Below are 22,177 nucleotides of genomic sequence, written 5' to 3'. Positions count from 1 at the left end.
ATGAGCGCCCTGCTCGACTCCTTCGCCAGCGCCTTCGATTCGCTGGCCGCCCGCGACGCCGCCGGCCTGCGCGAGAGCCGCAAGGCCGCGCTCGATGCGGCCCTGCGCGACGGCATTCCTCACGCCCGCGTCGAGGCCTGGAAGTACACGCCGCTGCGCTCGCTGGAGCGTCGCAGCTTCGCCGCCAGCGGCGCCGACGTTGCAGCGTTCGATGCCGGCCTGCTCGATGGCATCCCGGCGCCGCGCATCGTCTTCGTCAATGGCCGCCTCGACGCCGTCCATAGCGACATCGGCGGACTCGGTGATGGCATTTCGCTGCAGCCGCTCTCGCAGGTGCTGCGCGAAGGCGAACCGCGCGAGGCCAACTTCCTCGCCCGCCGCTTCGACCGCGCCGACGAGATCTTCGCCCGCCTCAATTCGGCGCTCGCCGACGACGGCATCGTGCTGCGCGCCGACGCCGGCGCGCAGGCCCAACAGCCGCTGCACCTGGTGTTCATCGGCGCGACCAGCGATGGCGACCGCGCCTGGCACCTGCGCAACCTGATCGAGCTTCGCGAAGGCGCGACGCTGACCGTGGTCGAGCACCAGCTCGGCGCCGGTCCGCACAGCCACCTCGCCAACGCGGTGACCCACGTCCACCTCGGCCCGAATGCGACGCTGAACCACGCGCGCGTGCAGGACGAGGGCAGCACCGCCACGTTGATCTCGCGGACCGACGCGGTGATGGCGAAGGCATCGGAGTACCGTCGTCTCGACCTCGAACTCGGCGCCGGCCTGTCGCGTCACGAACTCAATGTCGCCCTGCACGGCGATGGCGCGAAGTTGCACGCGAATGGCGTGCTACTCGCCACGGGCAAGCGCCACCTCGACACCCGCCTGGGCATCGACCACGTCGGCCGCGACAGCAGTTGCGACCTGACCTGGCGCGGCCTCGGCGCCGGTCGCGGCAAAGCCGCTTTCCACGGCGGCATCCTGATCCGCGAAGGCGCCGACGGCACGGCCGCCAACCTGTCCAACAAGAACCTGCTGCTCAGCGAAGGCGCCGAGATCGACACCCAGCCGGTGCTGGAGATCCACGCCGACGAAGTGCAGGCCGCGCACGGCGCCACCGTTGGCCAGCTCGATGCGACCGCGCTGTTCTACCTGCGCAGCCGTGGCGTGCCGGCAGAGCAGGCACGGTCGCTGCTGACCGCCGCGTTCTGCCGCGAGACCCTGGCGGTGTTCGGCGATCGCGTCCTGCGCGAGACGCTGACCGCCCGCCTCGACGCCGCGCTGGCCACGCTGGAGACTGCATGAACGCCTCCCTCGACAGCACCATCGACTGGGCCCGGGTCCGCGCCGACTTTCCGCTGCTGACGCGCAAGGTCCACGGCAAGCCGCTGATCTATTTCGACTCGGCCAACACCGGACAGAAGCCTGAATCGGTGATTGCCGCGGTCGACGATTTCTACCGCCACCACAACGCCAATGTCAGCCGCGCGGTGCATGCGCTCGGCACCGAGGCGACCGACGCCTACGAAGGCGCGCGCAACAAGCTGGCCAAGTTCCTCAATGTGCGTGGCGACGAGCTGGTGCTGTGCAGCGGCACCACGTTCGCGCTGAACCTGGTGGCCTACTCGTGGGCGCTGCCGAGCCTCCAGCCGGGCGATGCGATCGTGCTCACGCGCATGGAGCACCACGCCAACATCGTGCCGTGGCAGCTGGTTGCCCAGCGCACCGGCGCCACGATCAAGGTCGCCGAACTCAACGAGCGCGGCGAGCTCGACCTCGATCGCCTGTATGCGCTGCTCACGCCGCAAGTGAAACTGCTGTCGCTGACCCACGTCTCCAACGTGCTCGGTACGGTCAATCCGGTCCGCGAGATCTGCCGCGAGGCACGCAGGCGCGGGATCGTCACGGTGGTCGACGGCTCGCAGGCCGCGCCGCACCGCGTGCTCGACATCGCCTCGATCGGCTGCGACTTCTACGCCATCACCGGCCACAAGATGTCCGGCCCGACCGGCACCGGCGCGCTGTGGGCACGCCGCGAGCACCTGGCCGCGATGCCACCGTTCATCGGCGGCGGCGAGATGATCAAGGAAGTGCGCTTCGAAGGAACGGTCTTCAACGATCCGCCGCACAAGTTCGAAGCCGGCACGCCCAACATCGCCGGCTTCATCGGCTTGGGCGCCGCGGTCGACTATCTGTCTGCGCTGGGCATGCACAACGTCGAGGCGCGCGAGCAGGCCCTGCTGGCCCATGCCACCGAGGAGCTGTCGAAGGTCGAGGGCCTGCGCATCTTCGGCGAGGCCCGCGAGAAGGCGGCGGTGATCAGCTTCCTCGTCGAAGGCGCGCATGCCCACGACCTGGCCACCCTGCTCGACCTGGAAGGCGTGGCCATCCGCTCCGGCCACCACTGCGCGCATCCGTTGATGCACCACTTCGGCGTCGCCGCGACCTGCCGCGCGTCGCTGGCTTTCTACAACACCCACGACGAGGTCGATGCCTTCGTTGCGGCCCTGCACAAGGTACGTAAACTGCTCGCATGACGACCAATGCCGCGGCGATCGACTCGCCCACCATCGTGTTCCGCAACGCCACCCGCGCCGACATCGACGCGCTGGTCGCACTGGTCGAGTCCGCCTACCGCGGCGACGCCAGCAAGCAGGGCTGGACCACCGAGGCCGACCTGCTCGGCGGCCGACGCACCGGCGCCGACGACATCCAGGCCTGCATTGATCGCCCGCAGAGCGTGATCCTGGTGGCCGAGCGCGATGCCGGCGACGGCCGCCGCCAGCTGCTGGCCTGCGCCCATGTCGCGGTCGAGGACGGTGCCGGCTACTTCGGCATGTTCTCGGTCAACCCGACCCTGCAGGGCGGCGGCATCGGCAAGGTTGTCATCAACGAGGCCGAGCGCATCGTCCGCGGGGACTGGGGCCTGAAGGCCATGCGCATGACCGTGATCGATGTCCGCGACGAACTCATCGCCTTCTACGAGCGCCGCGGCTACCACCGCACCGGCATCAAGAAGCCGTTCCCGTACGGCGACGCGCGCTTTGGCGAACCCAAGCGCGACGACCTGCGTTTCGAGATCCTGGAAAAGGCCCTGTAAGGCATGAGCGACTGGGTTTTCGTCTGCGCCACCTCGCAACTGCTCCCGGGCGAGTCGACCGTCGCCTGGGACGGCGATACGCCCATCCTGGTGGTCAACTACGACGGCGATTTCTACGCGCTCCAGGACAAGTGTTCGCACGAGGACTTCGAACTGTCCGCCGGCACCTTCGACGGTGAGGAAGCGACGATCGAATGCGTGCTGCACGGAGCGAAGTTCGACGTGCGCGATGGCCGCCCGCTGTGCGCACCCGCCTACGAGCCGGTGCTGAAGTTCCCGGTCAAGGTCGAGGACGGCGGGATCTGGACCCGCGACGACCGCGCCTGAAGCAAAGTGGCCTTCCGCTGCAAAGACAGCGGACCCTGAGCCGGACCATCCACTCGGAAAAGATGCGAATGACTCGCATTAAGCTTTCCTGACCACGCGGCGGGCACTGCCGCCGAACACTCAGGGAAGTCCATGTCCAACAGGAAGTTCGCAGCCTCGCCGCTCGCCGGCGCTCTCACGGTCGCCATCTGCGCCCTCGACCTCACCGCACCCGCCCAGGCCGGTCAGCCGGGTCACGCCAGCGGGCCGCAGGCCAGGGACCTCGACAAGATCGAGGTGCACGGCCAGCACACCGACAAGCCCTCCTCGGTGAAGTACACCGAGCCGCTGCTCGATACCCCGCAGACGATTACCGTCGTCACCCGCGAGGTCATCGACCAGCAGAACCTGCTGGGCCTGCGCGACGTCCTGAGCACCTTGCCGGGCATCACCTTTGGCGCTGGCGAGGGCGGTGGCGGCTACGGCGACAGCATCACCCTGCGCGGCTTCAACGCCAACAGCGACATCACCTCCGACGGCGTGCGCGACAGCGCCCAGTACACCCGCAGCGACAACTTCAACCTCGAATCTATCGAGCTGATCAACGGCTCGAACTCGGTCTACTCCGGCGCCGGCTCGGTCGGCGGCAACATCAACCTGGTCAGCAAGGTCGCAGGCGAAGGCGACTTCTCCGTGCTGCAGGCTGGAGCGGGAACCGACAGTTACGGCCGCATCACCGTCGACAGCAACACCGAGTTCGGCAGGGGCACGGCGTTCCGCATCAATGCGATGGTCCACCAGAACGATGCCCCGGGTCGTGATGTCGAGACCTTCCGGCGCTGGGGCATCGCCCCGTCGCTGGCCTTTGGGCTGGGCAGCGACACCCGATTCACCCTGAGCTACCTGCACCAGAGCGACGACAACATCCCGCAGTACGGCGTGCCGTACTTCAGCACCTTTGGCGGGCCGCTGCCGGGCGTCGACCTGTCCAACTACTACGGCTACCGCAACCTCGACAGGCAGGAGATCGAGGTCGACTCCCTTACCGGTGTGTTCGAGCGCGACTTCAACGAACACATGACCTTGCGCAGCCTGGCCCGTTACCAGCAGGTCGACCAGCTCAGCGTGGTCGACGCGCCCGGGGGCACGTGGTGCCTGCAAAGCGGCATCAACCCGGCCACGGGCCTGCCCTGCCCGCGTCCGCTGCGCCCTGGCGACTACCGTCCTGGCGGTCCGCGCGGCTTCTCGCGCGACACCCGCAACGGCATCGCCATCAGCCAGACCGACCTGACCTCGCGCTTTGCCACCGGCTCGATCGGCCACGCACTGGTCGCCGGTGTGTCGTTCTCCCGCGAGAGCTTCGAGCTGGACACGACCAACCTGCTGCGCAATCCGGATGGCAGCCCGGTTGCCCCGCCCATCACCAGCCTGGCCAACCCGGACTCGTTGTGGACCGGTCCGGTCAATCCGTTCCTGTCGGGCCGCAGCGAAGGCACGCAGAACAACCAGGCCATCTATGTCTTCGACACACTCGAGTTCAACGAGCAGTGGATGCTCAACCTCGGCGCGCGCTACGAGCACAACGAAGGCGACAGCGTCAGCTGGAGGGTCAAGACATACACCGCACCGACGGCCGCCAATCCCAGGCCCAACAACACCGGCATCGGCACCGTCCTCGGTCGCAACCCGGTGGCGGCCAACGAGGACGATCTGTTCTCCTATCGCGCCGGCCTGGTCTACAAGCCCGCGGAGAACGGCACCGTCTACGCCTCGTTCTCCAACAGCAAGACGCCATCCAAGGCGTCGGTCAACGGTTCGTGTGTCGCCAGCAGCACCACCGGCACCGCCAGTTGCAATGTCGACCCGGAAACCGCGATCAACTACGAGATCGGCACCAAGTGGGACGTCGCCGACGGGCTGGCGCTCACCGCTTCGGCATTCCGCAACGAGCGCGAGGAGTACAAGGTCCCCGATCCGCTCAATCCGCTGAACCCCGGCGGCGAGCAGCAGCTGGACGGCACGGCCCGGGTCGACGGCGTCACCCTTGGCGCGGCCGGCAAGATCACGGCCGACTGGTCCATCTTCGCCAACGTCACCTGGCTCGACAGCGAAGTGCTGCAGGGCGTGTCCGACAACTGCATCGCCAATCCGGCCCCCGCCTGCGGCAACACCGCAGCCAACCCGGACCCGCTCAAGGGCAAGCCGCTCAGCGGCACGCCAGAACGTTCCGGCAGCGCCTGGACCACGTATGAGCTGGACCAGTGGACCTTCGGCTACGGCGTCAGCTACGTGGGCAGTTACGAGTACTACGTCGGCACCGGCGCCAGGGCGGGCACCATCAAGGGCTATACCACCCACCGCGCCATGGTCGGCTACGACATCAACGAGCACCTGAGCCTGCAGCTCAACGTCAACAACCTGTTCGACAAGGACTACTTCATCCGCGGCCGCAACACCGGCTGGGCGACCCCGGGCGACGCGAGTTCTGTGGTGGTCAGCGCCGCTTATCGGTTCTGACCGCCTGCCTGATCACGCGCATCACCGGCACATAGGGGCCATTTCATCCGCCGGACAGGGCCCAGACCCGTCCGGCTGGCCGGTCGCACGTTCAGTTTTCGTTGCAAATGGGAATCGCTCTCATTACCATTGTCGATCGCAGCGGCAGCGTGCCGCACTCCGACTCTCAGGGTTCCCCCATGTCCAACAGGAAGTTCGCCGTTTCGCCGCTCGCCGGCGCCGTCGCGGTTGCCGTCGCCACCCTTGTCGTCGCCGCCCCGGCGCTGGCCGATCCGGCCGGTGAACCGCAGGCCAAGGACCTCGACAAGATCGAAGTGCACGGCCAGTACATCGACAAGCCCTCGTCGGTCAAGTACACCGAGCCGCTGCTCGACACGCCGCAGACGATCACGGTGGTCACCAAGGAAGTGATGGACCAGCAGAACCTGATCGGCCTGCGCGACGTCCTCACCACGCTGCCGGGCATCACCTTCGGCGCCGGTGAAGGCGGTGGTGGCTATGGCGACAGCATCATCCTGCGCGGCTTCAACGCCAACAGCGACATCACCACCGACAACGTCCGCGACAGCGCCCAGTACAGCCGCAGCGACAGCTTCAACCTCGACGCGATCGAACTCATCAACGGTTCCAACTCGGTCTACTCCGGCGCCGGCTCGGTCGGTGGCAACATCAACCTGGTCAGCAAGTCCGCGCGCGAGGGCGACTTCACCGTGCTGCAGGCCGGCGCGGGCACCGACAGCTACGGCCGCATCACCGTCGACAGCAACACCGACTTCGACAACGGCACCGCGTTCCGCATCAACGCGATGGTTCACCAGAACGACGCGCCGGGCCGTGATGTCGAGACCTTCGAGCGCTGGGGCATCGCGCCGTCGCTGGCCTTCGGGCTGGGCAGCGACACCCGCTTCACCCTGAACTATTTCCACCAGAGCGACGACAACGTTCCGCAGTACGGTGTGCCCTACTTCAGTGCCTACGGCGGCCCGCTGCCGGGCGTCGACCCATCCAACTACTACGGCTACCGCAACATCGACAAGCAGGAGATCGATGTCGACATGCTCACCGGCGTGTTCGAGCACGACTTCAGCGACCAGATGACCTTGCGCAGCCTGGCCCGCTACCAGCAGGTCGACCAGCTCAGCGTCGTCGATGCTCCGCAGGGCACCTGGTGCCTGGCGGGCGGCATCAACGCCGCCACCGGCCTGGCCTGCCCGCGTCCGCTCACGCCCAACACCTACCAGCCCAGCGGCCCGCGCGGCCATTCGCGCGATACCCGCAACGGCATCGCCATCAGCCAGACCGACCTGACCTCGCGCTTCGCCACCGGTTCGGTGCAGCACGCGGTCGTCGCCGGCATCTCGTTCTCGCACGAGAGCTTCGATCTCGACACGGTCAACCTGCTGCGCAACCCGGACGGCAGCCCGGCCGTCCTGCCGATCATGAGCCTGACCAACCCGGACTCGCTCTGGACCGGCCCGGTCAATCCGACCCTGGTCGGCCGCAGCGAAGGCACGCAGGACAACCAGGCCGTCTACGTGTTCGACACGCTCGAGTTCAACGAGCAGTGGATGCTCAACCTGGGCGCCCGCTACGAGCACAACGAGGGCGACAGCGTCAGCTGGAACATCAAGACCTACACCGCACCGACGCCGGCCAACCCGCGTCCCGAAAACACCAACATTGGCGCCGTGCTCGGCCGCGCCCCGGTCGCCGCCAACGAGGACGACCTGTTCTCCTACCGCGCCGGCCTGGTCTTCAAGCCCGCCGCGAACGGCACCATCTACGTCTCGTACTCAAACAGCAAGACGCCGTCGAAGGCGTCCGTCAACGGCTCGTGCACGCTGACCAGCACCACCGGCACCGCCAACTGCAACGTCGACCCGGAGACGGCCGTCAATTACGAGATCGGCACGAAGTGGGACATCGCCAACCGACTGGCGTTGACCGCATCGGTTTTCCGCAATGACCGCGACCAGTACAAGGTCGCCGACCCGGGCAACCCGGCCAACCCGACCGGCGAGCAGCAGCTCGATGGCGAAGCGCGCGTCGACGGCGTCACCCTCGGCGTCGCCGGCCAGATCACCCACGACTGGTCGATCTTCGCCAACGTCACCTACCTCGACAGCGAAGTGCTGCAGGGCGTGTCCGACAACTGCCTCGCCAGTCCGAGTACCGCCTGCGGCAACACCGCAGCCAATCCCGACCCGCTCAAGGGTCGGCCGATCAGCGCCACACCCGAGCGCTCGGGCAGCCTGTGGAGCACCTACGATCTGAACCAGTGGACCTTCGGCTACGGCATCACCTACCAGAGCGGCTACGCGTACTACACCGGCGTCGGCGCCAATGCCGGCGACATCAAGGGCTACACGACTCACCGCGCCATGGTCGGCTACGACATCAACGAGCGCCTGAGCCTGCAGCTCAACGCCAACAACCTGTTCGACAAGGAGTACTACACCCGCGTCCGCAACAATGGCTGGTCGACGCCGGGCGATACCCGCTCGGTGGTATTGAGTGCCGCCTACAGGTTCTAATCCCGTCCTGACGGGTCCCGCGCCGCCCGGCCCTGGCCGGGCGGTCGCATTGAAGGAGCGAGAAGATGCTGCTGCAGGTTCCGCAAGTCCTCACCGCCGAACAGGTCGCGCATTGCCGCGCGCGGCTGGCGCAGGCCGGTTGGGCCGATGGCCGCATCACCGCCGGTCATCAGTCGGCGCAGGCCAAGGACAACGCGCAGCTGCCGGAGAACGACCCGGTCGCGCGTGAGCTGGGCGCACTGGTGCTGGAAGCGCTGGCCCGCAACTCGACGTTCTTCTCTGCCGCCCTGCCGCAGCGCATCTATCCACCGTTGTTCAACCGCTACAGCGGCGGCCAGTCGTTCGGGTTCCACGTCGACAACGCCGTGCGCTACGACCGCAGCACCGGCGGCGCGGAGCCGATCCGCACCGATCTGTCGGCGACGTTGTTCCTCAACGCGCCGGAAGACTACGACGGCGGCGAGCTGATCATCGAGGACACCTACGGCGTGCAGCGCGTCAAGTTGCAGGCCGGGGACCTGGTGCTGTACCCGGGGACGAGCCTGCACAAGGTCACGCCGGTCACCCGCGGCGAGCGGGTCGCCTCGTTCTTCTGGATCCAGAGTCTGCTGCGCGAGGATGCGCAGCGGCGCCTGATGTTCGACCTCGATGTCTCGATCCGGCGCCTGACCCAGGACGTTCCCGACCACCCTGCACTCGTGCAGCTGACCGGCGTCTATCACAACCTGCTGCGACGCTGGGCGGAGACCTGAGCGGCACATGAGCACCTCCTCGGCCGCACCCGATATCGCCACACGCCAGCAACGCCGTGGCTTCTGGCTGCGCACGCTGCACCAGTGGCACTGGATCAGTTCGGCAATCTGCCTGGTCGCGATGCTGCTGTTCTCCGTCACCGGAATCACGCTCAATCACTCCAGCGTGATCGAGGCCAAGCCGGAGACGCTCAACCGCAAGGTCGAGATGCCGCCATCGGTGCTGAAGGCGCTGGGCAAACGCGAGGGCGGCAGCGCGCCATTGCCCGCCACGGTCGGCGGCTGGCTCAACGACGTGCTGCCGGTGGCCATCGGTGGGCAACCGGCGGAATGGTCGGCCGACGAGGTGTATCTGTCGCTGCCGCGCCCCGGCGGAGACGCCTGGCTGAGCATCGACCGTGCCACGGGTGCGGTCGAGTACGAGCGCACATCGCGCGGCTGGGTCGCCTACCTCAACGATCTGCACAAGGGACGCAACGCCGGCGCCGCCTGGCGCTGGTTCATCGACCTGTTCGCCATCGCCTGCCTGGTGTTCTGCATCACCGGCCTGTTCCTGCTGCAGATGCACGCGCGCCAGCGGCCCACGACGTGGCCGTACGTGGCGCTTGGGTTGGTGCTTCCGTTGCTGCTTGCCCTGCTTTTCATCCACTGACCCCGCCGACGAGTTCCGTCGTTCCCCCCGGAGATCCCATGCGTGTCCAACTGACCATTGCGCTGAGCGGACTGCTCGCCCTGCCGGCCCATTCGGCGGAGATCAACCTCAGCCTGCAGATTCCCCAGCTCAACGTCGCCGAGTACCACCGGCCGTACGTGGCGATCTGGGTCGAGGGTCCAGACCAGAAGGCCGCGGCAAACCTTGCCGTCTGGTACTCGCAGAAGGCGACCAACGAGGGCGCCGGCAGCAAGTGGCTGCCGGACCTGCGCCAGTGGTGGCGACGCAGCGGCCGCACCCTGCAGATGCCGGTCGATGGCGTGACCGGCCCGACGCGTCCGGTCGGCAAGCACACGCTGCAGTTCACCGACAAGAATCCGGAGCTGGCCGCGCTGCCAGCCGGCGACTACACGCTGGTCGTGGAAGCCGCGCGCGAAGTCGGCGGACGCGAGCTGCTCAAGATTCCGTTCAAGTGGCGCGGCGCCAGCGACGGCTCTGCGCAAGGAAGCAGCGAACTCGGCCTGGTCACGCTGGCCAGCAAGCCGTAACTGCTTTTCGGGAGCCGCCTTGCCGGTTCCCGGCACTCCACTCTTTCAGTTCGTCCGGAGCGTTCCCCATGAAGCAGACCCTCAAGTTCGCCGCACTCGCACTCGCGCTTTCCCTGCCCTTGGCCGCGCAGGCCCACAAGGCGTGGTTGCAGCCCTCGCAGACCGTGCTCGCCGGCAACAACCCGTGGGTGACCGTCGATGCTGCGGTGTCGAACGACCTGTTCTACTTCAATCACGTGCCGCTGAAGACCGACAATCTCGCAATCACCGCACCCGATGGCAGCCCGGTCGCCGCGCAGAACAGCGCCACCGGCAAGTACCGCACCGTGTTCGATGTCGAGCTCAAGCAGGCCGGCACCTACAAGATCGGCGTGGTCAACGACTACGTCGTCGGCCAGTGGGACGAGGACGGCAAGCCCAAGCGCTGGCGCGGCACCGCTGCTGCGTTCGCGACCGAAGTGCCCAAGGGCGCGAAGAACCTGCAGGTTTCGCAGTCGATCAGCCGCGTGGAGACCTTCGTCACCAACGGCTCGCCCAACGACACCGCGCTCAAGCCCAGCGGCAAGGGCCTGGAGATGGTGCCGGTGACCCATCCCAATGACCTGTTCGTCGGCGACGCGGCGAAGTTCCGCATGCAGATCGACGGCAAGCCGGCAGCCGGCATCGACGTCGAGATCGTGCGCGGCAACACCCGTTACCGCAACGCGCAGGACGAGATCAAGGTCAAGACCGACGCCAAGGGCGAATTCACCGTGACCTGGCCGGAAGCCGGCATGTACTGGCTCGAAGCCACCAGCGAAGACAACAAGACGACCGTGCCGCAGGCCAAGCAGCGCCGCGTCGGTTATGTCGCCACGCTCGAAGTGCTGCCGCAGTAATCGACGCAACGGTGATGCAAGCTGCGAGCCATCTGCGTGGCGCCGTCGACACTCTCGGCGGAGCCACGATGGGAACGACCTGGTCGGTGAAGCTGGTGACCCGGCCGAACGTCGACCTGCACGCGATCCACGCGCGCATCCAGGCGCGCCTGGATCGCGTGGTCGCGCAGATGAGCAACTGGACCGCCCATTCCGACCTGAGCCGGTTCAATGCCGCCTCGGCCGGGACCTGGCATGCGCTGCCGGACGACTTCTGGACCGTGCTGGCGTGCGCGCTCGATATTGCCCGCTCCAGTAACGGCGCCTACGACCCGACCATCGGCGCAGTCGCCGACGCATGGGGCTTCGGCCCGTCCGGACCACACGACGCGCCGGGCCAGGTGCCTGCAGACCTGCTCGCGTCGGTCGGCTGGCAACGCATCGTGATCGACGCCGCAACGCGGCGGGTACTGCAAGCGGGTGGCACGCAGCTGGACCTGTGCGCGATCGCCAAGGGCTTCGCCGTCGATGCGGTGGCGGCGCAGTTGCAGGCGGATGGCATCGACAGCGCGCTGGTCGAAGTCGGTGGCGAACTGTCCGGTCGCGGGCGCAAGCCCGACGGCAGCGCCTGGCGCGTGATCGTTGAAGCCTGCGCCGGCGACGAGGACGATGCAACGCCGGCGCGCGTGCTCGCGCTGGACAGTCTGGCCGTGGCCACGTCCGGCGACCGCTGGCATCGCTTCGAGCACGATGGCCAGCACTACAGCCACACCATCGACCCGCGCAGCGGTCGCCCGGCACGCGGCGCACCGCTAGCGGTCACGGTGGCCGCGAGCAGCGCGATGCTTGCCGACGGCTGGTCGACCGCATTGACGGTGATGGGCGTGGACGATGGCTTCGCGTTCGCGTGTCGCCACGACCTGGCGGCGCGCTTCGTCGCGGCCGGCGCCTGCGGGCGCGAAGAGCGCATGACGCCGGCGTTCGCGGAATTGCTGCAGGCATGAGCGCGGGACCCGCAACGTCACGGGCGTGGCTTGGCAATGCATTGGCGCTGTCGGGCCTGCTGGCAATTTCCCTGGCATTCGGCCATTGGCAGACGGACCCGTGGTGGCTGGCGTCACCGCGTCTGGGCAACTGGCTGCTGGCCACCGTGCTATTGCTGGCATACGCGGGATGGTGCGCGGCCGTCGTCGCCAGAACGCGCAGACAATCGCGAACGAATACCCAGGGTGACAGCGGCAGCGACGGCGACGCCGTGCTGTTGTCGTGGGCGAGTCAGACCGGCTTCGCCCAGCAGTTGGCCGAACACACCGCCGACGCCCTGCGCAGTGCCGGCGTGGCAGTGCGCTCGCTACCGCTGCACCGCGTCGATGCCGACGTCCTGCGCCGACATCGGCGCGCGTTGTTCATCGCCAGCACCACCGGCGAAGGCGACCCGCCCGACCACGTACTCGGTTTCACCCGTCACGTGCTTGATCGGCCGGTGTCGCTGGAGGGCATCGAGTACGCCGTGCTGGCGCTGGGCGACCGCGCTTACGAGCAGTTCTGCGGCTTCGGTCGTCGCCTGGACCAGTGGCTGCACCACCACGGCGCGACGCCGCTGTTCGACCGCATCGAGGTCGATGCCGGCGACGCCGGTGCGCTGCGCCATTGGCAGCATCGACTGGGACAGCTCAGCGGTCATGCCGACTTCGCCGACTGGAGCGCACCGACGTATCAGTCGTGGCGCCTGCAGGAACGCCGATGGCTGAACCCGGGCAGCATTGGCGGTCCGGCGTATCACGTCGCACTGGTTCCCGACGACGTGGCACACCTCGAGTGGAATGCCGGCGACATCGCCGAGATCGGCCCGCGCCACCCGGAGGACGCGGTCGCGCACTGGCTCGCCACCCGTGGTCTCGATGGTGACACCGTGGTCAAAGTGGCTGGCGTGTCGGAGCCGTTGTCGCGCGCATTGGCGCGGTCGCGATTGCCGGCGCCGCGCGACAGCCTCGGCCAGGATGCGCAGACTGTTGCCGACAGCCTGCAGCCATTGCCACACCGCGAGTACTCGATCGCGTCGCTGCCAGCGGACGGCAGTTTGCAGTTGCTGGTGCGGCAGATGCGCCACCCGGACGGACGCCTTGGCAGCGGCAGCGGATGGCTGACGGCGCATGCCCTCCCGGGCGAGCACATCGACGTGCGCATTCGCCGCAATCCCTCGTTCCATGCCCCGCTCGACGACCGGCCGGTGGTGCTGATCGGCAACGGCACTGGTCTGGCCGGACTGCGCGCCCTGCTCAAGGCGCGCATCGCCGTCGGCCATCATCGCAACTGGCTGCTGTTCGGCGAGCGCCAGGGCCAGCACGATCTGCATTACCGCGACGAGATCGAAGCGTGGTTGCGCGAGCGCAAGCTTCAGCAGCTGGATCTTGCGTTCTCTCGCGACGACGCTTCGCAACGTACGTACGTGCAGCACCTGCTGCGCGGACGAATGGGGCAGTTGCGCGAGTGGATCGCCGAGGGAGCGTCGGTCTATGTCTGCGGCAGCCTCGAAGGCATGGCGCCGGACGTCGACGCCGTGCTGCGCGAAGCGGTCGGCCTGGATGCGCTGGAAGCCATGGCGGCGGACCGGCGCTATTGCCGCGACGTGTACTAGCTCCTGGAGCGCAGGGGCCCGCAGTGCGGTCAGCCCTGCGCTTCGATCCGGATCAGCAGCGCCTCGCCGCCACCGTCGAGCACGTGACGCAGCCGCTGTGATCCGGCCGAGATGATCGCGGTATCGGCCGCCGCCATCGCCGGCAGGCCGGAGTCGTCGGCAAATCGCGCCTGACCTGCGATCAGGTGCACGATCCAGGTGCTGTCGGGTTCTGCGAACAGGACCATCGGCCCGACCAGCGGACGATGCCACAGGTCGGCGCGGACGCGGTCACGACGCCACATCAGGTTGAAGTCGTGCGTGGGGCCATCGAGCAGCTCACCGACCACGCCACGTTCGCCGGCAAAGCGCAGACGATCGTGCGGCGGCATCAGGTCCGTGACTTCGCCATCGTCGAAACGCAGGCGCAGGCCATTGCCAGCCAGCAGGACGAGCTCGCGATCGATTCCGGGGAAGGCGGAGAACGGCGCATCGCGCTCGATCTCGGCGATCGACAGGCGCCAGTCCCACTCCGTCGAAGGCGCCCCCGTGCCCGGTACATGCGCGTGGATCTCACGCGTCCAGCCCATCTGGTTGCGCCAGCGTTCGCGGCGGTATTCGTTGGCCGGGATTACCCACGACCGGCTGCTGCGTTCGGGTGTCATCGCCTTCGACGTCGCCTGTGCGGACCGGAGGCTGACAGTCTAACGGTGGGCACGTCGTGGGTAGCGGCGTTCGAGCGCCACCCCGTCACAATCCGTTGCGACGGGGCGGCATACATCCTTGTCCAGGGAGACTCCCCCTGTGTCCCTTCGGCATCCTTGCCTGTTCGCTTGCCGCCATCGCCGCGCGAACGGCGGCGGCAAGCAACGTCAGCGGCTGGCTCCCCCGGTGCGGTCAGCTGGTCTGGCTGCTGGTCTGGCCGCCGGTCTGGCCGCCGGTTTGGCTGCCGGCTTCGCGGCCAGCGGCTTTGCCGGCGCCTGCTTGCCGGCCACCGCCTGCCTTGCCGGAGCGGCAGGCGCCGTCAAGACGATGCGGTCCAGGTTCTTCTCCACGGTCTTGAGCCCCACCCCTTTGACCATGGCCAGTTGCTCGGCGCTGCGGAAAGGACCGTTCGCCTTGCGGTAGGCGACGATCGCTTCGGCCTTGCCCGGCCCGATGTTGACCATGACCCGGTCGATGGTGGCCGCATCGGCAGTGTTGATATTGACCTTCTCGGCGGCCGCGACGGTGGCAGCGGCCGCCATCAGAAAGGTCAGCAGCAGCGGCAAGGCCATCCTGGCGGGGGTTCTCATGGCGTGGCTCCGTGGACGCGGGCAACCAGTGTCGGCACTGGCCGGCTGCCGCTGCATCGCCACCGCCTTCACAACCGGGCAGGGGCAAACCGCTGCAACCGGTCAGGAAAGGCCTACCGGGAGGCAAAACCGGTCCATACGCTGCCGTTCCCGGGTGCCAACCCGCCCCATCGCGCATCGGATCGACCGCCGCGCAGGCGTAAACTGGCGGTTTCCACCGTTCCGAGGCCCCCCTCCATGGACAGCAGCAAGGTCGACCGTTTCGTCGGCGGCAAATGGGATGACGAGATCGTTCCGCAACTCGTCGAATACATCCGCATCCCGAACAAGTCGCCGATGTTCGACGCCGACTGGGTCAAGCACGGCTACATGGAAGATGCCGTCACGCTGATGGAGCGTTGGGCCAAAGCCCAGCCGATCCCGGGCATGCAGGTCGAAGTGGTTCGTCTCGAAGGGCGCACGCCGCTGATCTTCATCGAGATCCCGGCGGCCCACGGCGGCAGCAACGACGATTGCGTGCTGCTCTACGGCCACCTCGACAAGCAGCCGGAGATGACCGGCTGGGATCCGGAGTTCGGCCCGTGGTCGCCGGTCATCAAGGGCGATCGCCTCTACGGCCGCGGCGGCGCCGATGACGGCTACGCGATCTTCGGTTCGCTGACCGCCGTGCTGGCGCTGCAGGAGCAGCAGCTGCCGCATTCGCGCTGCGTGATCCTGATCGAAGCCTGCGAAGAGTCCGGCAGCTACGACCTGCCCGCCTACGTCGATCATCTCGCTGGTCGCATCGGCAAGCCGTCGCTGGTGGTGTGCCTGGACTCGGGCTGCGGCAACTACGACCAGTTGTGGTGCACCACTTCGCTGCGCGGCCTGGCTGGCGGCAACTTCACGGTCAAGGTGCTCAGCGAAGGCGTCCACTCCGGCGACGCTTCGGGCATCGTGCCATCGAGCTTCCGCCTGCTGCGCCAGTTGCTGTCGCGCCTGGAAGACGAGAACACGGGCAAGATCCGCATCGACGACTTGTTCGTCGAAGTGCCGGCCGAGCGCATGGCGCAGGCGCGCGAGGCGGCGAAGGTGCTCGACACGGCCATCTTCGACAAGTTCCCGCTGCTGCCCGGCATGAAGCCGATGGCCAGCGACCTGACCGAGCTGGTGCTCAACCGTACCTGGCGTCCGGCGCTGTCGGTGACCGGTGTCGACGGCATGCCGCCGCTGGCCTCGGCCGGCAACGTGCTGCGCCCGCACACCGCAGTGAAGCTGTCGCTGCGCCTGCCGCCGACCCTCGACGGCAAGCGTGCCGGCGAGCTGCTCAAGGACGTGCTGCTGCGCGATCCGCCGAACGGCGCACAGGTCACGCTCGATCTTGAAAAGTCGTCGAGCGGCTGGAACGCACCGGCGCAGTCGCCGTGGCTGACCAAGGCCATCGACGCATCGAGCCGTGATTTCTTCGGCCAGCCGGCGATGTACATGGGCGAAGGCGGCTCGATTCCGTTCATGGGCATGCTCGGCGAGAAGTTCCCGGGCGCGCAGTTCATGATCACCGGCGTGCTTGGGCCGCACAGCAACGCGCACGGTCCCAACGAGTTCCTGCACATCCCGATGGGCAAGCGCGTGACCGCGTGTGTGTCGCGCGTGATCGCCGAGCATCACCTGGCCAGCCAGCGCGGCGAGACCAGCGGCGTGGCGGCGGTGGCCGGTGGCCAGGAGCGTGGCGACCACGGTTGTTGCTGAGGACTCCGGTGCTAGGATGCCCTCGCGTCACCCAACCACTTCAGGAGGGAGCGATATGGGCAGCATTGTCTATACGATCATCATTGGTGCGGTAATTGGCATCCTGGCGCGTTTCTTCAAACCCGGTGCGGATCCGATGGGCTGGATCCTCACCATCCTGCTCGGCATCGCCGGCGCCTACATCGGCAGCCTGCTCTACGCCGGCGGCGGATTCATCGGCTTCATCGTCTCGATCATCTGCGCAGTCGTACTGCTCTTCATCTACGAGTTCATACGCAGCAAGACCGCCAAACCAGCGGCGTGACACGCGTGAAGCCATGCAGAAACCCCGGCCAAGGCCGGGGTTTTTGTTTGTGCGCCCTACGGCGCAAGACCCACGCCAGGCCGGTCACTCCATCAGGTAGTCGATGACCTGCTGCGCCAGGTGCTCGGCGCTCTCGTTCACCGTATCGAGCTTCAGCTCGGCGGCTTGCGGAACCTCGTACGGCGAATCGATGCCGGTGAAGTTGCGCAGCTGGCCGGCGCGCGCCTTGGCGTAGAGGCCCTTCACGTCGCGCTTCTCGGCGACCGCCAGCGGTGTGTCGATGAACACTTCGACGAACTCACCGGAGTCAAACAGTTCGCGCGCCATGCGGCGTTCGGCGCGGAATGGCGAGATGAAGCTGACCAGCACGATCAGCCCGGCATCGGCCATCAGCCTGGCAACCTCGGCGACGCGCCGGATGTTCTCGACGCGGTCCTCGTCGGTGAAGCCCAGGTCCTTGTTGAGACCATGGCGGACGTTGTCGCCGTCGAGGATGAAGGTGTGGTAGCCCAGCGCGTGCAGGCGCTTGTCGACCAGGTTGGCGATGGTGGACTTGCCCGATCCGGACAGTCCGGTGAACCACAGCACGCGCGCCTTCTGGCCCTTGATCCGGGCCCTCGCGGTCTTGTCCACATCGAGGTGCTGCCAGTGGATGTTGCCGGCGCGTCGCAGCGCGAACTCGAGCGTACCGGCGGCAACGGTGGCATTGCTCTGGCGGTCGACCAGGATGAAGCCGCCGAGCGTGCGGCTGTCGGCATAGGCCTCGAACGGAACCGGCTGATCGAGGTAGAGGTTGCAGTAACCGACCTCGTTGAGTTCCAGGTGCTTGGCCGCGAGCGGCTCCTGGGTGTTGACGTCGATCTTGTGCTTGATCTCGGTGACGCTGGCGCTGACCGTGCGCGTGCCGATCTTGAGCCAGTACGGGCGGCCGGGCAGCAATGCCTGCTCGCCCATCCACAGCATGTGCGCGGCGAACTGGTCGGCAACCTGCGGCGGCCGCTGCGCATCGGCGATGACGTCGCCGCGGCTGATGTCGAGTTCGTCGCGCAGCGTCAGCGTCACGGCCTGGCCCTCGCCGGCCACGTCGAGATCGCCGGTTGCGGTGACGATGCGCGCGACCTTCGAACGGCGACCCGAAGGCAGCACCACGATGTCGTCGCCGGGCCGCACGATGCCTGAGGCAATCGTGCCGGCGAACCCGCGGAAATCCTGGTCCGGCCGGTTGACGTACTGCACCGGCAGACGCAGGCCGATGTCGGCGGCGCCGCGGCTGGCGTCAACGTTTTCCAGGTACTCGAGCACGCTCGGGCCGTCGTACCACGGCGTGTTGGGCGAACGCTGCATCAGGTTGTCGCCCTGCAGCGCCGACAGCGGGACCGCCTGCACGTTGGCGATGCCGAGCTGGTCGGCGAGCGCGCGGTAGCCGGCGACGATCTCGTCGAAGACGGCGAAGTCGAAGCCGACCAGGTCCATCTTGTTCACCGCCAGCAGCACATGGCGGATGCCAAGCAGCGAGGCGATGTAGCTGTGCCGGCGGGTCTGCGCGAGCAGTCCCTTGCGGGCGTCGACCAGGACCACGGCAACATCGGCCGTCGATGCGCCGGTGGCCATGTTGCGGGTGTACTGCTCGTGGCCCGGGCAATCGGCGACGATGAACTTGCGCTTGTCGGTGCTGAAGAAGCGGTAGGCCACGTCGATCGTGATGCCCTGCTCGCGCTCGGCCGAGAGACCGTCAAGCAGCAGCGCGTAGTCGATCTCGCCGTTGCGCGTGCCGTGGCGGCGGCTGTCGGATTCCAGCGCCGACAGCTGGTCGTCGAACAGCGCGCGCGTCTCGAAAAGCAGGCGTCCGATCAGCGTGCTCTTGCCGTCGTCGACGCTGCCACAGGTGATGAAGCGCAGCAGGCCCTTGGTTTCGTGCCGCTGCAGGTAGGCGGCGACGTCGGAGGCGGCGGCTTCGGATGCAGGTGCGGTGGCCATCAGAAATACCCCTCCTGCTTCTTCTTCTCCATCGACGCACCCGGGTCGTGGTCGATCACCCGGCCCTGGCGCTCGGAGGTGGTGGCCACCAGCATCTCGGCGATGATCTTCTCCAGAGTGTCGGCCTGCGACTCGACCGCGCCGGTCAGCGGGTAGCAGCCGAGCGTACGGAAGCGTACCTGGCGCAACTGCGCGGTCTCGCCCTCGCGCAGCGGCAGGCGCTCGTCGTCGACCAGGATGAGGGCGCCATCGCGCTCGACCACCGGGCGAGGCGCAGCGAAGTACAGCGAAGGCACCGGGATCTGTTCGCGGTAGATGTAGAGCCAGATGTCCAGCTCGGTCCAGTTCGACAGTGGGAACACGCGCACCGATTCGCCCTTGTGGATGCGGGTGTTGTAGAGGCTCCACAGTTCCGGCCGCTGGTTCTTCGGGTCCCACCGGTGCTGGGCGCTGCGAAACGAGAAGATGCGCTCCTTGGCGCGCGACTTCTCCTCGTCGCGGCGGGCGCCACCGATGGCGGCGTCGAAGCCGTGGAGGTCCAGCGCCTGCTTGAGCGCCTGGGTCTTCATCACGTCGGTGTGGACGGTGGCGCCGTGGCTGATCGGGCCGATGCCCTGGGCGACGCCCTCGGGATTGGTGTGCACGCGCAACTCGACGCCGGTCTCTTCGGCGCGACGGTCGCGGAAGGCGATCATCTCGCGGAATTTCCAGCCGGTGTCGACGTGCAGCAGCGGGATCGGCGGCTTGCGTGCCGGCGCGAACGCCTTCAGCAGCAGGTGCAGCAGCACCGAGCTGTCCTTGCCGATCGAGTACAGCATGACCGGGTTGCGGAACTCGGCCGCCACCTCGCGCAGGATGTGGATGCTCTCGGCTTCGAGGCGATCGAGGTGGCTCAGTTCAACAGGCAGGGTCATCGTCAGGCAGTTGGTGGCGGGTGTGAACCGGAGGGTTGCGGGAGGGCGGCAGTCCGTCTTCGCCGGGTCGGTTCGGAGGTCGCGGCTATCTGACCACATTGTAGGAGCGGCCGGCATGCGCCGCAGAAATAAGCCCGGGGCATGAGCGCATTACCCAACGTCCTTTCATATGGCCTCCGGCGAGGCCTAGCCTGCAATGGTCCCCGCCGCCCAGTCCCATGCCGATGTCGGCTTCACCTTCAAGCCCGCTTGCTTCTGGCCCGACTGCCAGCCCTTCTCTCGGCCCTCCCCTGTCCGGGGATCGGCTGGCCGCACTCGCCCACGTCACTGACGGACTCGATGCGAATGGCCTGTGGTGGCTGTCGGGCTATGCCGCCGGGCTGGCCAGCCGCGGCACCGGGACGGCGCTGACGGCTTCCGCCCCGGTTGCAGAAGCCCAGGCGGCGGGGCGCCTGACCATCGTCTACGGCAGCCAGACCGGCAACGCCAAGCGCCTGGCCGAGCAGCTCGCACGCCTGTCCGAGGCCGCCGGCGTGCCAGTGCGCCTGCTTCGCGCCGACGCCTACCCGACCCGCGAGCTGAAGGACGAGCGCACCCTCTACCTCGTCATCAGCACCCAGGGCGACGGCGATCCGCCGGATGATGCGCGCGCCCTGGTCGAGTTCATCGCCGGCAAGCGCGCGCCGCAGCTCAAGCAGCTGCGCTACGCCGTGCTCGGTCTGGGCGACTCGAGCTACCCGCAGTTCTGCGCGATCGGGCAGAAGCTCGACGGACGCCTGGCCGAACTCGGAGCGACCCGCCTGCTGCCCCGCGGCGACGCCGACCTCGACCTGGAGACCATCGCCACGCCGTGGCTGGCGCAGGCACTGGCCAAGGCAAAGGAGGCCTTGAAGCCGACCGCACCGCTGGCGACGGTCACGCCGTTACGACCGCTGGCGCCGGCGCCCGCGCACGGACGCGACGCCCCGTTCGCGGCCGAACTGCTGCTCAACCAGCGACTGGTCAGCCGCGCCAGCAGCGTGGGACGCCCCGGCCCGGACAAGGACGTGCGCCACGTCGAGCTGTCGCTGGAAGGTTCGGGCCTGCACTACGAACCCGGCGATGCACTGGGGCTGTGGCCGTCCAATCCGCCTGCGCTGGTCGAGGCGGTGCTCTCGACGCTGCACCTCGACGGCGACGACGAGGTCAGCCACGGTGGCCTGAAGCTGCCGCTGCGTCGCTGGCTTGGCGACAAGCGCGAGCTGACGCGGTTGACGCGTCCGTTCGTCGCCAGTCTTGCCGCACAGGCACGCAACGCCGAACTCAACGACCTGCTCGCGCCGGGACAGCAGGCGCAGCTGGTCAAGCTGCTCGGCGAGCAGCAGGTGATCGACCTGCTGCCGCGCTACCGCGCGGAGTGGAGCGGCGAGGAGCTGGTGGCGGCGTTGCGGCCAATGACCCCGCGCCTGTACTCCATCGCCTCCAGCCAGAAGCAGGTCGGCGACGAGGTCCACCTCACCGTCGCCCATGTCGAATACGACAACGGCCAGGGCACGCGCTGGGGCGCGGCCTCGCACCAGCTGGCCGCGGCGGCCGAAGGCGAGCGGCTACCGGTTTTCATCGAGCACAACGAGCGCTTCCGCCTGCCCGCCGACGCCTCGCGCGACGTGATCATGATCGGGCCCGGCACCGGCGTGGCGCCGTTCCGCGGCTTCGTCCAGGAGCGCGCGGCCATTGCCGCGAGCGGCCGCAACTGGCTGCTGTTCGGCAATCCGCACTTCCGCACCGATTTCCTCTACCAGGTCGAGTGGCAGCAGGCGCTCAGGGACGGACGCCTTCACCGTCTCGACCTGGCCTTCTCGCGCGACCAGGCGCACAAGGTCTACGTCCAGCATCGCCTGCGCGAACAGGGCCGCGAGCTGTTCGCCTGGCTCCAATCCGGCGCCCATCTGTACGTCTGCGGCGACGCCACGCGCATGGCGCGCGACGTGCATGCGGCGCTGCTCGACGCGATCGCCGAGCACGGCGGCAAGTCCGCCGAAGCCGCCAACGATTACCTCAACGACCTGCAGCAGCAGGGCCGCTACGCAAGAGACGTGTACTGAA

At 67.7% G+C, this 22,177-nt stretch carries 19 protein-coding genes; 15 read left to right on the top strand and 4 right to left on the bottom strand.

The window, feature by feature from the left end; translation table 11 throughout:
• The 12 genes from sufD (at position 1) to AB4Y64_RS15090 (ending at position 13,895) form a co-directional block, all read left to right on the top strand.
• Positions 1–1,296 carry a Fe-S cluster assembly protein SufD gene (gene sufD / locus AB4Y64_RS15145; RefSeq protein ID WP_441817285.1) on the top strand — a complete coding sequence of 432 codons (1,296 nt, stop codon included), beginning with the start codon at positions 1–3 and terminating at the stop codon, positions 1,294–1,296.
• Entirely contained in the window at positions 1,293–2,528 is a 1,236-nt protein-coding gene (locus tag AB4Y64_RS15140) for a cysteine desulfurase (RefSeq protein WP_441817284.1), read from the top strand. The genes sufD and AB4Y64_RS15140 overlap by 4 nt, the downstream gene beginning before the upstream one ends.
• Positions 2,525–3,091 carry a GNAT family N-acetyltransferase gene (locus AB4Y64_RS15135; RefSeq protein WP_441817283.1) on the top strand — a complete coding sequence of 189 codons (567 nt, stop codon included), beginning with the start codon at positions 2,525–2,527 and terminating at the stop codon, positions 3,089–3,091. The genes AB4Y64_RS15140 and AB4Y64_RS15135 overlap by 4 nt, the downstream gene beginning before the upstream one ends.
• Positions 3,092–3,094: 3 nt before the next feature.
• The gene (locus AB4Y64_RS15130; RefSeq protein WP_441817282.1) at positions 3,095–3,418 is read left to right on the top strand and encodes a non-heme iron oxygenase ferredoxin subunit; all 324 of its coding nucleotides are present in this window, start codon (positions 3,095–3,097) and stop codon (positions 3,416–3,418) included.
• Between the two features lie 132 nt (positions 3,419–3,550).
• Entirely contained in the window at positions 3,551–5,914 is a 2,364-nt protein-coding gene (locus AB4Y64_RS15125) for a TonB-dependent receptor (protein ID WP_441817281.1), read from the top strand.
• 179 nt (positions 5,915–6,093) lie between these two features.
• The gene (locus AB4Y64_RS15120; RefSeq protein WP_441817280.1) at positions 6,094–8,448 is read left to right on the top strand and encodes a TonB-dependent receptor; all 2,355 of its coding nucleotides are present in this window, start codon (positions 6,094–6,096) and stop codon (positions 8,446–8,448) included.
• 65 nt (positions 8,449–8,513) lie between these two features.
• The gene (locus AB4Y64_RS15115; protein ID WP_441817279.1) at positions 8,514–9,200 is read left to right on the top strand and encodes a Fe2+-dependent dioxygenase; all 687 of its coding nucleotides are present in this window, start codon (positions 8,514–8,516) and stop codon (positions 9,198–9,200) included.
• A 7-nt stretch (positions 9,201–9,207) separates the two neighbouring features.
• Positions 9,208–9,852: a PepSY-associated TM helix domain-containing protein gene (locus AB4Y64_RS15110; RefSeq protein ID WP_441817278.1), complete on the top strand. Its 645-nt coding sequence runs from the start codon at positions 9,208–9,210 to the stop codon at positions 9,850–9,852.
• A gap of 38 nt (positions 9,853–9,890) precedes the next feature.
• Positions 9,891–10,400, top strand: coding sequence for a DUF2271 domain-containing protein (locus AB4Y64_RS15105; RefSeq protein ID WP_441817277.1), 510 nt, complete (start codon positions 9,891–9,893; stop codon positions 10,398–10,400).
• A gap of 68 nt (positions 10,401–10,468) precedes the next feature.
• Positions 10,469–11,278 carry a DUF4198 domain-containing protein gene (locus AB4Y64_RS15100; protein ID WP_441817276.1) on the top strand — a complete coding sequence of 270 codons (810 nt, stop codon included), beginning with the start codon at positions 10,469–10,471 and terminating at the stop codon, positions 11,276–11,278.
• Positions 11,279–11,292: 14 nt separating this feature from the next.
• Entirely contained in the window at positions 11,293–12,261 is a 969-nt protein-coding gene (locus tag AB4Y64_RS15095; protein WP_441817275.1) for an FAD:protein FMN transferase, read from the top strand.
• A complete protein-coding gene (locus AB4Y64_RS15090; protein ID WP_441817274.1) occupies positions 12,258–13,895 on the top strand; it encodes a sulfite reductase subunit alpha in 1,638 nt (545 codons plus the stop codon). Before AB4Y64_RS15095 ends, AB4Y64_RS15090 begins: the two co-directional genes overlap by 4 nt.
• Positions 13,896–13,924: 29 nt before the next feature.
• Here AB4Y64_RS15090 and AB4Y64_RS15085 read toward each other — a convergent pair whose 3' ends face one another.
• Positions 13,925–14,539, bottom strand: a complete 615-nt coding sequence (locus tag AB4Y64_RS15085) for a HutD/Ves family protein (protein ID WP_441817273.1) — start codon at positions 14,537–14,539, stop codon at positions 13,925–13,927.
• Positions 14,540–14,746: 207 nt separating this feature from the next.
• Positions 14,747–15,169 carry a ComEA family DNA-binding protein gene (locus tag AB4Y64_RS15080; RefSeq protein ID WP_441817272.1) on the bottom strand — a complete coding sequence of 141 codons (423 nt, stop codon included), beginning with the start codon at positions 15,167–15,169 and terminating at the stop codon, positions 14,747–14,749.
• A gap of 237 nt (positions 15,170–15,406) precedes the next feature.
• Between AB4Y64_RS15080 and AB4Y64_RS15075 the strand changes: the two genes are divergently transcribed.
• Positions 15,407–16,897, top strand: a complete 1,491-nt coding sequence (locus tag AB4Y64_RS15075) for a M20 family metallopeptidase (RefSeq protein WP_441817271.1) — start codon at positions 15,407–15,409, stop codon at positions 16,895–16,897.
• Positions 16,898–16,952: 55 nt separating this feature from the next.
• Positions 16,953–17,201, top strand: coding sequence for a GlsB/YeaQ/YmgE family stress response membrane protein (locus AB4Y64_RS15070; protein WP_441817270.1), 249 nt, complete (start codon positions 16,953–16,955; stop codon positions 17,199–17,201).
• An 84-nt stretch (positions 17,202–17,285) separates the two neighbouring features.
• Here the strand turns inward: AB4Y64_RS15070 and cysN are convergent, their stop codons facing one another.
• Both cysN and cysD read right to left on the bottom strand, forming a co-directional pair.
• Complete coding sequence (gene cysN / locus AB4Y64_RS15065; protein WP_441817269.1) at positions 17,286–19,178, bottom strand: sulfate adenylyltransferase subunit CysN; 1,893 nt, start codon at positions 19,176–19,178, stop codon at positions 17,286–17,288.
• Positions 19,178–20,092: a sulfate adenylyltransferase subunit CysD gene (cysD, locus tag AB4Y64_RS15060; RefSeq protein WP_441817268.1), complete on the bottom strand. Its 915-nt coding sequence runs from the start codon at positions 20,090–20,092 to the stop codon at positions 19,178–19,180. The genes cysN and cysD overlap by 1 nt, the downstream gene beginning before the upstream one ends.
• A 224-nt stretch (positions 20,093–20,316) precedes the next feature.
• Here cysD and AB4Y64_RS15055 point away from each other — a divergent pair, with 224 nt between their 5' ends.
• Positions 20,317–22,176 (top strand): assimilatory sulfite reductase (NADPH) flavoprotein subunit, encoded by a 1,860-nt coding sequence (locus tag AB4Y64_RS15055; RefSeq protein WP_441817267.1) that lies wholly within the window; start codon positions 20,317–20,319, stop codon positions 22,174–22,176.
• The last annotated feature ends 1 nt before the right edge of the window (position 22,177 follow it).

The sequence above is a fragment of the Lysobacter sp. TAF61 genome (assembly GCF_052113485.1).
GTDB lineage: Bacteria > Pseudomonadota > Gammaproteobacteria > Xanthomonadales > Xanthomonadaceae > Lysobacter_J.
The sequence above is the reverse complement of the archived record's forward strand: the minus strand, read 5'-3'. Positions and strand labels throughout refer to the sequence as shown.